Origin of the sequence: Zunongwangia pacifica (assembly GCF_023499215.1) — a bacterium.
GTDB classification, from domain to species: Bacteria; Bacteroidota; Bacteroidia; order Flavobacteriales; family Flavobacteriaceae; genus Zunongwangia; species Zunongwangia pacifica.
On the sequence record NZ_JAKHSK010000010.1, the window covers coordinates 89,899 to 102,234 of the forward strand.

Sequence of the window (12,336 nt, forward strand, 5' to 3'; positions counted from 1 at the left end):
ATGAGGATGTGGGAATTTTAACACAAATTTAAGCGGCGAAAATAAACTCTTGGAACCGAAGAGAATAGCGCTATTTAAAAGTGTTTCAGTGAAATACGGTGGAAAAACTTATCAACAATGTGGGAAGATGTGGTAAAAAGTGGTAATATTTTCAATATATTTGACTTTGTAAAGCAAATTTGTGGTAAATCTTATTGGAACATACGAGTGTAAAGTTGACACTAAGGGGAGGCTTATGGTGCCTTCAGCCCTTAAGAAACAACTTATGCCTATGCTTCAGGAAGGTTTTGTGATTAAAAGAGCTGTCTTTCAGCATTGTTTAGAGTTGTATCCCATGGAAGAGTGGAATAAACTGATGCAACGAATGAACAAACTTAATCGCTTTAAAAAGAAGAACAACGACTTTATCCGAAGGTTCACGGCTGGCGTGAAAACCGTTGAGGTAGACGGGAATGGCAGGTTGCTTATCCCAAAAGACTTGGTTGGTTTTGCCGGTATTACAAAGGAGATTGTGCTGTCTTCAGCAATTAACATTGTGGAGATTTGGGATAAAGATAAGTACGAAGAAGCAATCGAGGCTGCAAGCGATGATTTTGCAGATCTGGCAGAAGAGGTAATGGGAAATGACGATTTCGATGTTGATGGAGTATCATAATCCGGTATTATTAAAAGAATCTGTAGACGGTTTGAATATCAAACCCGATGGCGTGTACGTAGATGTCACGTTTGGTGGCGGTGGTCACTCACGTGAGATTTTAAGCAGACTTGGGGAGCAGGGGAAACTATTTGCCTTCGATCAGGATACCGATGCTTTGCAAAACAAAATAGACGATCCTCGTTTTACACTGATCAATGAGAACTTTAGGTTCCTAAAGCGATTTTTGAGGTTTTACGGCGTAAAAAAAGTAGATGGCATTTTAGGTGATTTTGGAGTGTCTTCTCATCAGTTTAATGAGGCCGAACGCGGTTTTTCAACACGCTTCAAGGCAAAGTTGGATATGCGTATGGATCAGGATAGTTCACTTAGTGCCTACCAGGTCATTAACGAATATGACGAAGAGCAGCTAAAGAACCTTTTTTATCAATATGCCGATTTAAAAAATGCCCCAAAACTGGCAAGAATTATCGTTACTGAACGTAAAAATAAACCTATTGAAAATAGTGAGGATTTAAATGAGCTTTTAAAACCGAACTTATTTAAAGGAAAAGAAAATAAAATTTTGGCACAGATCTATCAGGCGATTCGTATAGAGGTGAATCAGGAAATAGAAGTGCTAAAAGAGTTTTTACTGCAAACGGAAGAAATAGTGGAAAAAAATGGGAGGATTAGTTTAATCTCTTACCACTCTTTAGAAGATCGTTTGGTAAAAAGGTATATAAGAAGCGGACTTTTTGAAGGAGAGCCAGAAAAAGATTTCTACGGAAACATTTCGGTGCCTTTTAAAAAGGTAGGCGGGTTAATAGTGCCTTCAAAACAAGAGATTAGTGAAAACAACAGAGCACGAAGTGCAAAATTAAGAATAGCTAAAAAGCTATAAAAACCGAATTGATTTATGAAGAAGGGTTTTTACAATATTCTTAAAGCCAATTTTTTAATTAACGAAGACGCCTTTAAAAACTGGCGTTTTATCGTATTCTGCACTGTTTTGGCCATTATCATGATTGCCAGTTCGCATAGTGCCGAGCGTAAAGTGCATCAAATTGCACGTTTGCATGATGAAGTTTTAGAATTACGAAGCGAGTTTCTAGAAGGACGATCTAATTTGATGAAAATCAAAATGGAATCTACCGTCACCAGCGAAATGAAGAAAATAGGAATAGGTCCTTCAGATAATCCACCTTATAAATTAAGAGTAAAAGTTAGCGAATAGTAAGTTGTATGGCAACCACTGAAAAAGGCATATTAAACAGATCATATTTTATTGCAGGATGTATGTTCATCTTTGCAATCGCTGTTGGTGTGAAGCTTATGGATATTCAGTTTGTAGAAGGCGAACATTATAAACAGCTTTCTGAAGAACGCGTATATCGCAACTTTACCATTCCTGCAAATCGCGGTAATCTTTACGATTCTAATGGAAGCCTTTTAGCAGCTTCAGTACCTAAATATGATATTAGGTTTGATGCAGTGACCGTTTCAGATGAAGTTTTTGAAGAAAATGTGTTGCCACTTTCTAAGGCACTGGCGAAGATGCTTGGAAATACGTCGTCGTATTACGTCCATAAATTAAGAACCGCCAGAGCACACAACCAACGATATGTATTAATTACCCGTGGTCTTGGATATTCAGAATATATGAAAATGAAGACCTTCCCGATTTTTAATCTGGGAGCTTATAAAGGTGGACTCATTGTAGAGCAACGTACGGTAAGGGAGCATCCATTGGGGAAAATGGCCGAGCGTACCGTGGGTTATGAGCGTCAGGATGAGGAAGGGTATTTTACAAGAGTGGGTTTAGAAGGTGCTTTTGGCCCTTATTTACGAGGGACAGACGGTCATCGTTTAAAACAAAAAATAGCTAAAGGACAGTGGAAACCTATTAGTGATAATAATGAAGTGGAGCCTAAAGATGGTTATGATGTCATTTCTACTATCGATGTGAACATTCAGGATATAGCCCACCATGCTTTATTGAAACAACTAGAAGATTTTGAAGCCGAGCATGGTACCGTGATCGTAATGGAAACAGCAACTGGCGAGATTAAGGCAATGTCTAATCTTGGTCGTACAGAGGAAGGTACCTATTACGAAAAAAGAAATTATGCGGTGTACGAAGCACATGAGCCTGGCTCTACATTTAAATTAATGGCGATGGTAGCCGGTCTTGAAGATGGAGTGATCGATACCAGCCAGATTGTAGATACAGAGAATGGTGTGGTTCGTTTCTACGGAAGAGCGGTGCGCGATTCCCACCATGGCGGTTATGGTAAAATTTCTGCGGCCAGAGCTTTCGAGGTTTCCTCGAATACCGCATTTACCAAGATGATTTCTGAAGGGTATAAAAATGATCCCGGAAAATTTGTAGATCGGCTTGACGATATGGGCGTTACCCGAAAAATTGGTCTGGAAATAAAAGGAGAAGGAACTCCTCGAATTCCGCATCCAGATGATAAAGGATGGAATGGTTTAAGTCTGCCCTGGATGGCCTTCGGCTACGGAGTTGCGATTACGCCTTTACAAACCTTAACTTTTTACAATGCGATAGCCAACGATGGCGAAATGGTAAAACCACGTTTTATAAAAGAGGTAAAAGAGTGGGATAAAACCATCGTGAAAATGGAGCGTGAGGTAATGAATCCTGCCATCTGCTCGCCAGAAACGGCAAAGAAAGTGCGCGAGATGATGAAAAATACCGTAAAACGCGGTACCGCAGCTAATATTTATACGCCTAATTTTTCAATGGCCGGGAAAACAGGAACCTGCCAGACGGAATACTGGATAGAACCGGGAAGATATATTGCCTCTTTTGCAGGCTATTTTCCTGCCGATAATCCTAAATATTCCTGTATAGTGGTGGTTCATAAACCAAAACGGAGTAAAGGCTATTACGGGAATATTGTAGCAGCACCGGTTTTTAAAAGAATAGCGCAAAAAATTTATACCGATACACCAATTATGGATGAGCTTCCTTCTTTAGAGGTAGAAAGTGAAGCGGTAGAAAAAGATTTTGAAAAATATTATACCAAGGTTCAGAATGAAAAAGTGCTGATGCCTAATGTAAAAGGGATGCCGGCAATGGACGCTATTCCGCTTTTAGAGAATCTGGGTTTAAAAGTACAGGTTAATGGAGATGGGATTGTTACAAGTCAGTCAATCACCGCTGGACAAAAAATAAAAAGTAATCAAAAAGTAAATCTGAAGTTAAGTTGACAATACTTAAGGACATATTATATAAGGTAAGCATGGAATCTGTGGTAGGGAATACCGCAGTGGCGATCAAGAATATTCATTTTGACTCCAGAAAAGTTGAAATGAATGATGTTTTTGTTGCCATTACGGGGACAGTTTCTAACGGACATGATTTTATAGAAAAAGCCATTAATCAGGGCGCTTTGGTAGTTATTTGTGAGAAGCTCCCCAATGATATTGTAAATGGAGTGACCTATGTGCAGGTTGCAAATTCTAAGGAAGCGCTAGCATATATGGCCGCCAATTTTTACGGAAATCCTTCAGATAAACTAAAATTGGTTGGGGTTACCGGGACAAACGGAAAAACAACCATTGCTACTTTATTATACGATTTGTTTACCAAAGCAGGTTTTAGAGTAGGTTTACTTTCCACAGTAAAAGTAATGGTTGGTGATAATCTTTATGATGCCGAGAGAACAACGCCAGATTCGTTAACGATTAATCGTTATTTAGCTGAAATGAACGAAGAAGGGGTAGAGTATTGCTTTATGGAAGTGAGTTCTCATGGGATAGATCAACATCGTACCACGGGCTTAGAATTTGCCGGCGGAATTTTTACCAATCTTAGTCATGATCATTTAGATTATCACTCCAGTTTTGCAGAATATCGTGATGTGAAAAAGCGCTTTTTTGATGAATTACCAGCTTCAGCTTTCGCGTTAACAAATGTAGATGATAAAAATGGACCGGTAATGCTTCAAAATACGAATGCGAAGCAGTACACTTACGGGTTAAAAAATTATGCCGATTATAAAGCCCAGATCCTGGAAAATCAATTTACCGGATTATTACTGAAAATCAATGATCAGGAAGTGTGGTCCAGATTAATAGGAAGTTTTAACGCCTATAATATTCTGGCGATCTATGCCGCAGCAGAATTATTGGGATTAGAAACTTTAGAAAACCTGAAGTTTATTAGTGAGCTTCATTCAGTTAATGGACGTTTCCAGTATTTTATTTCTTCCGAAGAAAAAATTACAGCCATTGTAGATTATGCGCATACCCCAGATGCATTAAAAAATGTGCTGGACACGGTTAATGCGATAAGGACAAAAAATGAAGAATTGATTACGGTGGTAGGTTGTGGTGGCGACAGGGATCGTACCAAAAGACCAAAAATGGGGCATATCGCTTCGGCTTTAAGTTCTAAAGTAATTTTTACCAGTGACAATCCAAGAACCGAAGACCCTGATGCTATTATTGAAGAAATAGAAAAAGGGGTAGAACCTCAGAATTTTAATAAAACAGTTTCAATAACCAATAGAAGACAGGCGATAAAAACCGCCTGCCAAATGGCAAAAGCTAACGATATCATCTTAATTGCCGGGAAAGGCCATGAAACCTACCAGGAAATAAACAGAGAGAAACATGATTTTGATGATTATAAGATCGTGAGTGAATTTTTAAAACAGCTAAAAAAGTAACGCCAAGAGGCAGAATATTAGAATATGCTTTATTATTTATTTCAATTTTTAGAAGATAAATATCAGTTCCCAGGGGCGCAGTTGTTTGAATATCTTTCATTCCGCTCGGCCATGGCTATACTTTTATCGCTGTTAATTTCTACGATTTACGGGAAGCGAATTATCAACTATTTGCAAACCAAACAAATTGGGGAGAGCGTAAGAGAACTTGGTTTACAGGGGCAAAGCGAGAAAGCAGGAACGCCAACCATGGGTGGGATTATTATTATTATTTCAACCTTAATCCCGGTATTACTTTTAGCAGATCTGGCCAATATTTACGTGATTTTACTAATTATCACCACCATTTGGATGGGGGCCATCGGTTTTCTGGATGATTATATAAAAACATTTAAAAAGGATAAAGAAGGATTACCCGGTAAATTTAAAATTCTTGGGCAGGTAGGCCTTGGTTTGATCGTTGGTTGCATCATGTATTTTAATGACGGCATCACCGTGAAGGAAAAGGCAAACCCTACAGCTGTGATTTCTCAGGAAATGATGCTGGGCAATAAGAAATTGCCAGAAATGGGACCAGAGCAAAAAACACTTACGACCACTATTCCTTTTGTTAAAAATAACGAGTTCGATTATTCTAAAATTATTTCATGGATAAATCCGGATTTAGCAAAATACGCCTGGATTATTTTCATCCCTATTGTGATATTTATTGTAACAGCAGTTTCTAATGGAGCTAATTTAACCGATGGAATCGATGGCCTTGCCGCAGGTTCTTCAGCAATCATTGTACTAACATTAGGCATTTTTGCATGGATTTCTGGGAACATCATTTTTTCAGATTACCTGAATATCATGTATATCCCAAATTCTGGGGAAATGACTATTTATATCACAGCATTTGCCGGAGCATTAGTTGGTTTCTTATGGTATAATACTTATCCGGCTCAGGTTTTTATGGGGGATACGGGAAGTTTAACCATTGGAGGGATTATCGCCGTATTAGCCATCGCTACCAGAAAAGAATTATTGATCCCTATTTTATGCGGAATTTTCCTGATAGAGAATCTATCGGTAATGCTGCAGGTATCATGGTTTAAATATACCAAAAAAAGATTTGGCGAAGGACGTAGGATTTTCCTGATGTCTCCTTTGCACCACCATTACCAAAAGAAAGGACATCACGAGAGTAAAATTGTTGTTCGGTTTTGGGTAGTGGGGATTTTCCTGGCCATTCTAACCATTGTGACACTTAAACTTCGATAACATTGAGGAAGAAGATTGTCATACTTGGTGGAGGAGAAAGCGGTGTTGGTACTGCTATTTTGGCCAAAAAAGAAGGCTATAAGATCTGGCTTTCAGATAAAGGAAAAATAAAAGAAAAATATAAAAAGGTTCTTGAACATCTTGAAATAGACTGGGAGGAAGAAAAGCATACCGAATCGCAGATTTTTGATGCCGATGTGGTGATGAAGAGTCCGGGGATTCCAGATACGGTACCCATGATTAAAGCACTTAAGGAAAAAGGGATTCCGGTAATTTCTGAAATAGAATTTGCTGCCGAATATACCAGCGCTGTGATTGTTGGAATTACTGGGAGTAACGGGAAAACAACCACTACAAAATTAACCGATCATTTATTAAAAGATGGCGGGTTAAAAGTAGGAATGGCCGGTAATGTTGGGGATAGCTTTGCGAAACAGGTCGCCGAGACGAATCCAGATTATTATGTGTTAGAGCTTAGTAGCTTTCAGTTAGATGGGATTGAGACGTTTAGACCACATATTGCGGTTTTAACCAATATCACTCCAGATCATTTAGACCGATATGATTATAAGTTCGAAAACTATATCGAGGCTAAATTCAGGATTACAAAGAACCAAACGAAGGACGATTATTTTATTTATGATGCAGATGATGAGGTTATCACAAACTGGTTAAAAAACAACAAAGTTGAAGCACAGTTATTGCCATTTTCGCTAGAGAAAAAGCTGGAGAATGGTGCCTATTTAGAAAACGATACAATGATTATAAAGACAGAAAATACAGAGTTTACTATGACGACTTCAGATTTAACATTACAAGGTAAACACAATACAAAGAATGCAATGGCAGCCGCTACTGTGGCAAAGCTTTTAAAAATAAGAAAGAATACGATCCGTGAAAGTATGGAGAGTTTTCAAGGGGTAGAGCACCGTTTAGAGAAAGTGCTTAAAATAAATAATGTTCAGTATATCAACGATTCTAAGGCAACAAATGTAAATGCTACCTACTTCGCTTTAGAAAGTATGGAAGGTCAAACCGTTTGGATTTTAGGAGGGGTTGATAAAGGCAATGTTTATGATGAGCTTTTACCACTGGTAAACGAAAAAGTAAAAGCAATTATCTGTCTTGGTGTAGATAATACCAAGATCCTTAATTCTTTTGGGAATTGTGTAGAAACAATGGTAGAAACTCAAAGTATGAGTGAAGCGGTAAAAATGGCCTACAGACTTTCTGAAAAAGGAGATACGGTATTGCTTTCTCCCGCTTGTGCGAGTTTCGATCTTTTTGATAATTATGAAGATCGCGGAAGACAGTTTAAAGAAGCGGTTAGAAATTTATAGAATATCAGTCAGTTAAACTGAAACAGCGAAATGGGGAACATTTTTGCAAATATTAAAGGAGATAAGGTAATCTGGGCTACTGCCGGACTACTGGCAATATTTTCATTTTTGCCGGTGTACAGCGCGAGTAGTAATATCGCTTACCTGTATGGAGATGGAGGTACTTTTAAATATTTGATCGTTCATTTTTTCCATTTACTGTTGGGGTTTTGTGTGTTGTTCGCAGCACATAAAGTGCCTTATCATTATTATAGGGGATTGTCGATTTTAATGTTGCCGGTGGTGATTGTTTTATTGATTTATACGATGGCTCAGGGAACGGTAATCGATGGCGCCAATGCCAGTAGATGGATAAGGATCCCGGTCTTAGGGGTTACCTTTCAGTCTTCTACGTTTGCAGCAGTGGTTTTGATGATTTATGTCGCACGGTACATGTCTAAAATCACCGAGAAAAAAATCACTTTTAAAGAGACAATTTTACCACTTTGGGTGCCTGTAGGTTCAGTATTAATGTTAATTTTGCCGGCCAATTTTTCCACAACTGCGATCATTTTTGCTATGGTTTTGGTACTCATGTTTTTAGGTGGGTATCCAATAAAGTATCTGATGGCGATTGTGTTTGCCGGAGTGATTTTATTCGGAATTTTTGTTTTGGCTGCAAAGGCATTTCCCGGTGTTTTACCAAACAGGATAGATACCTGGGCAAGTAGGATAGAAAATTTTACGAACGACGAAGATACCGAAGCCGATTATCAAATTGAAAGAGCAAAAATAGCCATCGCCAGAGGTGGTATTGCGGGTACGGGGATTGGAAAAAGCGTACAGCGAAACTTTTTGCCGCAATCTTCTTCAGACTTTATCTATGCGATAATTGTTGAAGAAATGGGGCTTATTGGTGCTCTTGGGGTCATGTTGGCGTATTTAATGATTTTATTCAGGATTATTATAGTCGCCACCAAAGCCAATACCATTTTTGGAAAACTGTTGGTAATGGGAGTAGGTATTCCCATTATTTTCCAGGCATTGGTGAATATGGCGGTTGCGGTAGAATTATTTCCGGTAACAGGGCAAACACTTCCGCTGGTGAGTAGCGGGGGGACCTCCATCTGGATGACCTGCCTTTCATTGGGTATTATTCTTAGTGTGAGTGCAAAAAGGGAAGAAGAAAAAGAAACAGAAGAAGCAAAAAGAAATGCAGAGGATGAAAATCCTTTGGATATTTTAAGCGAAGCAATATGAGTAAAGATCTACGTATCATATTATCTGGTGGAGGCACGGGTGGTCATATTTACCCGGCTATCGCTATTGCCGACGAGGTAAAGCGCCGCTATCCCGATGCGAAGATCAAATTTGTGGGAGCGCAGGATAAAATGGAGATGGAAAAAGTACCACAAGCCGGTTACGAGATCGAAGGTCTTTGGATAAGTGGTTTGCAACGAAAGCTTACGCTTAAAAACCTGATGTTCCCATTTAAATTAATGAGTAGCATTAGTAAATCCAGAAGGATCATAAAGGATTTTAGACCTGATGTTGCTGTTGGTACGGGCGGATTTGCCAGTGGCCCTTTATTACATGTGGCCAATAAACAGGAAATACCAACCTTGCTTCAGGAGCAAAATTCATTTCCGGGGATTACCAATAAAATATTGGCAAAAAGGGCCAATATCATTTGTGCGGCTTATGATGAAGTAAAACGATTTTTTCCGCAGGAAAAAGTAAAGAAAACTGGAAATCCCGTACGTCAGGATTTACTGAATATCGATATCAAAAGAGAAGAAGCTCAAAAGTTCTTTAATCTTGATGCCGGTAAAAAAACAGTATTAGTACTTGGTGGAAGTTTAGGCGCGCGACAGGTGAATCAGTTAATCGCTGAACATGCCGATCGATTAAAAGCAGAAGATATTCAGTTAATCTGGCAATGCGGGAAATTATATTACGAAGAATACAAAACCTATACTGAAGGAACTGTGCAGGTGCATCAGTTTTTAAATAAAATGGATTTGGCTTATGCTGCGGCAGATGTGATTATTTCCAGAGCCGGGGCAGGTAGCGTATCTGAATTATGTATCGTGGGGAAACCGGTAATTTTTATTCCGTCTCCCAATGTAGCTGAAGATCACCAGACCAAAAATGCGATGGCGGTTACCAAAAATAATGCGGCTATCACTATGGCGGAAACCGAGCTGGATGACAAATTTGAAAATACCTTTTTCGATTTGCTGAAGAATGAAAGTAAGCAAAAAGAATTAGGCGAAAATATTAAGAAAATGGCGTTGCCAAACGCAACGTCCAGTATTGTAGATGAAATTGAAAAGCTAATTATCAGAAAAGCCTAAATTGAATACTTTAAGTCACATACAAAACTATTATTTTATCGGTATTGGCGGTATCGGGATGAGTGCGCTGGCGCGTTTCTTTAAATCCCAGGGTAAAAATGTTGCTGGTTACGATAAGACAGCTTCAGTGCTTACCAAAGAACTGGAGGCTGAAGGTATTTTAGTGACTTTTCAGGACGATATTAGTGAAATTCCGCAGCAATTTAAAGATTCAGAAAAAACACTGGTCGTATATACTCCTGCAGTTCCTAAGGAGAATGTGCAATATCAATATTTTATTGAAGAACAATTTATCTTAAAAAAGCGTGCCGAGGTACTAGGCTTGATTAGTAGTAATCGTTTTACCCTTGCTGTTGCAGGTACCCATGGTAAAACCACCACCACGGCAATTTTAGCACATTTATTAAAAGAAACCAATGCGCCGGTAACCGCATTTTTGGGCGGAGTAAGTGAGGATATACAGAGTAATTTAATTTTGAAGGGAGATGAAGTAATTGTTGCTGAAGCTGATGAGTTTGATCGCTCTTTTCTTCATCTGTCACCAAATATCGCCGCCATAAACTCTATGGATGCCGATCATCTGGATATCTATGGTGTAAATGAACATTTGCAGGCTTCATTTAAAGCCTTTGCAGCCTTGCTTCCTGAAGATGGAACGCTTTTCGTGAAGAACGGACTTCCGCTTGAAGGGAAAACAATTGGAATTGAAGATGATGCTGATTTTTCAGCAATCAACATAAAAATAGTAGGCGGAAGTTATCATTTTGATCTTAAAACGCCTACTGAAGTTATCGAAGGATTTCTTCTTAACCTACCAGGTAGACACAATGTCTTAAATGCTGTAACAGCATTGGCTATGGCGCTAGAGTACGGTAGCCCAGCCAATCAGCTAAGCCAGGCGCTACAGGATTTTAAAGGAATAAGAAGGAGATTTTCTTATAAAATTAAGACGGATCAAAAAGTTTTAATCGATGATTATGCGCATCATCCGGCCGAGATTAATGCAGTTTTTGAAGCGGTAAAAGAAGTGTATCCCAAAATGACCAATTTGGTTGTTTTTCAGCCACATTTATTTAGCAGGACCAGAGATTTTGTCGATGAATTTGCTGAAAAATTATCACAATTTGATGAGGTCATGCTTATGGATATCTATCCGGCCAGAGAAAAGCCGATTGAAGGGGTAGATTCCCAGTGGTTGTTAGAAAAAATCGATAACCCAAATAAACACTTGGTAAAACGAGAAGAATTAACGGCCAAAATCACTAAATCTAAAGCTAAGGTTATTTTAATGCTTGGCGCCGGAGATATAGGAAACGAAGTTGAAACCGTAAAAAGAGCCCTGGAAGATGAAATCTAAATTAGGTTACATAAAATTTGTGCTTTTACTCGCTTTGGTGGCCTTTTTATTTGGCTTTGCTGAAAAAAGGCATAGTCAACGAAAATTGATAGGTGCTGAAGTTCATTTTACAGATAACGAAAACCTGTATGTTACTGTAGATGCGGTTAATAAGTTGTTGATACAAAATGAAGCGACCAACGAAAACTTGGGGCAGGAAACTTTAGATTTGAATAAGGTAGAGACACTGCTTAACAGTCATGATATGATCGAAAATGCTGAGGTTTTCCTAAAATTGGACGGGAAACTTTCAGCAATCGTGACGCAGCGTAAACCTATTGGAAGAGCCGTTGGGAATACTTCATTTTATCTGGATAAAAACGGAGAGGTAATGCCGCTTTCAGAAAATTTTTCAGCAAGGGTGCCTCTTATGTTAGGTTTTAATGAATCTAATATTTTGAAGGCTTATCCGTTGATGAGCTACATAAAAAATGATCCTTTTTTAAGTAAGCATATTACAACTATCCAACGTCTAGACAACGGGCGATATGAGCTGAAACTGCGAAAAACAGATTTTGTAGTGTATTTTGGAGAGATTAAAAATATAGAATTGAAATTCAATAATTTCAAGGCATTTTATAAAAAAGCATTAAAAGATAAAAAGTTAGATACCTATAAAAGAGTGAATCTACAGTTTGGTAATCAGGTTGTATGCACTAAAAAGTAA

Annotated in this window: 11 protein-coding genes; all 11 read left to right on the plus strand. The window is 38.5% G+C overall.

Annotation, left to right across the window (positions count from 1 at the left end; genetic code table 11):
• Positions 1-181: 181 nt before the first annotated feature.
• Genes mraZ through L1967_RS08900 form a run of 11 tightly spaced genes read left to right on the plus strand, consistent with a single transcriptional unit; the run spans position 182 to position 12,336 of the window.
• Positions 182-655, plus strand: a complete 474-nt coding sequence (mraZ, locus tag L1967_RS08850; RefSeq protein ID WP_249601300.1) for a division/cell wall cluster transcriptional repressor MraZ — start codon at positions 182-184, stop codon at positions 653-655.
• Positions 642-1,538, plus strand: coding sequence for a 16S rRNA (cytosine(1402)-N(4))-methyltransferase RsmH (gene rsmH, locus L1967_RS08855; protein WP_249601301.1), 897 nt, complete (start codon positions 642-644; stop codon positions 1,536-1,538). Before mraZ ends, rsmH begins: the two co-directional genes overlap by 14 nt.
• Before the next feature lie 15 nt (positions 1,539-1,553).
• On the plus strand, positions 1,554-1,871 hold the full coding sequence (locus L1967_RS08860; protein ID WP_249601302.1) for an FtsL-like putative cell division protein: 318 nt from the start codon (positions 1,554-1,556) through the stop codon (positions 1,869-1,871).
• A gap of 8 nt (positions 1,872-1,879) precedes the next feature.
• On the plus strand, positions 1,880-3,871 hold the full coding sequence (locus L1967_RS08865; protein WP_249601303.1) for a penicillin-binding protein: 1,992 nt from the start codon (positions 1,880-1,882) through the stop codon (positions 3,869-3,871).
• Complete coding sequence (locus tag L1967_RS08870) at positions 3,868-5,334, plus strand: UDP-N-acetylmuramoyl-L-alanyl-D-glutamate--2,6-diaminopimelate ligase (protein ID WP_249601304.1); 1,467 nt, start codon at positions 3,868-3,870, stop codon at positions 5,332-5,334. The genes L1967_RS08865 and L1967_RS08870 overlap by 4 nt, the downstream gene beginning before the upstream one ends.
• Before the next feature lie 24 nt (positions 5,335-5,358).
• Positions 5,359-6,597 (plus strand): phospho-N-acetylmuramoyl-pentapeptide-transferase, encoded by a 1,239-nt coding sequence (gene mraY, locus L1967_RS08875; protein ID WP_249601305.1) that lies wholly within the window; start codon positions 5,359-5,361, stop codon positions 6,595-6,597.
• A 2-nt stretch (positions 6,598-6,599) separates the two neighbouring features.
• On the plus strand, positions 6,600-7,937 hold the full coding sequence (gene murD / locus L1967_RS08880; RefSeq protein ID WP_249601306.1) for a UDP-N-acetylmuramoyl-L-alanine--D-glutamate ligase: 1,338 nt from the start codon (positions 6,600-6,602) through the stop codon (positions 7,935-7,937).
• Between the two features lie 30 nt (positions 7,938-7,967).
• The gene (locus L1967_RS08885; protein ID WP_249601307.1) at positions 7,968-9,176 is read left to right on the plus strand and encodes an FtsW/RodA/SpoVE family cell cycle protein; all 1,209 of its coding nucleotides are present in this window, start codon (positions 7,968-7,970) and stop codon (positions 9,174-9,176) included.
• Positions 9,173-10,273, plus strand: coding sequence for an undecaprenyldiphospho-muramoylpentapeptide beta-N-acetylglucosaminyltransferase (gene murG / locus L1967_RS08890; protein WP_249601308.1), 1,101 nt, complete (start codon positions 9,173-9,175; stop codon positions 10,271-10,273). The genes L1967_RS08885 and murG overlap by 4 nt, the downstream gene beginning before the upstream one ends.
• Position 10,274: 1 nt before the next feature.
• Positions 10,275-11,630, plus strand: coding sequence for a UDP-N-acetylmuramate--L-alanine ligase (gene murC / locus L1967_RS08895; RefSeq protein ID WP_249601309.1), 1,356 nt, complete (start codon positions 10,275-10,277; stop codon positions 11,628-11,630).
• Positions 11,620-12,336, plus strand: a complete 717-nt coding sequence (locus L1967_RS08900) for a cell division protein FtsQ/DivIB (protein WP_249601310.1) — start codon at positions 11,620-11,622, stop codon at positions 12,334-12,336. Before murC ends, L1967_RS08900 begins: the two co-directional genes overlap by 11 nt.

Coding starts and splice junctions, on each gene's coding strand:
- rsmH (WP_249601301.1), top strand. CDS start 642: ATGGAGTATCATAATCCGGTATTATTAAAAGAATCTGTAGACGGTTTG.
- L1967_RS08860 (WP_249601302.1), top strand. CDS start 1,554: ATGAAGAAGGGTTTTTACAATATTCTTAAAGCCAATTTTTTAATTAAC.
- L1967_RS08865 (WP_249601303.1), top strand. CDS start 1,880: ATGGCAACCACTGAAAAAGGCATATTAAACAGATCATATTTTATTGCA.
- mraY (WP_249601305.1), top strand. CDS start 5,359: ATGCTTTATTATTTATTTCAATTTTTAGAAGATAAATATCAGTTCCCA.
- L1967_RS08885 (WP_249601307.1), top strand. CDS start 7,968: ATGGGGAACATTTTTGCAAATATTAAAGGAGATAAGGTAATCTGGGCT.
- murG (WP_249601308.1), top strand. CDS start 9,173: ATGAGTAAAGATCTACGTATCATATTATCTGGTGGAGGCACGGGTGGT.
- L1967_RS08900 (WP_249601310.1), top strand. CDS start 11,620: ATGAAATCTAAATTAGGTTACATAAAATTTGTGCTTTTACTCGCTTTG.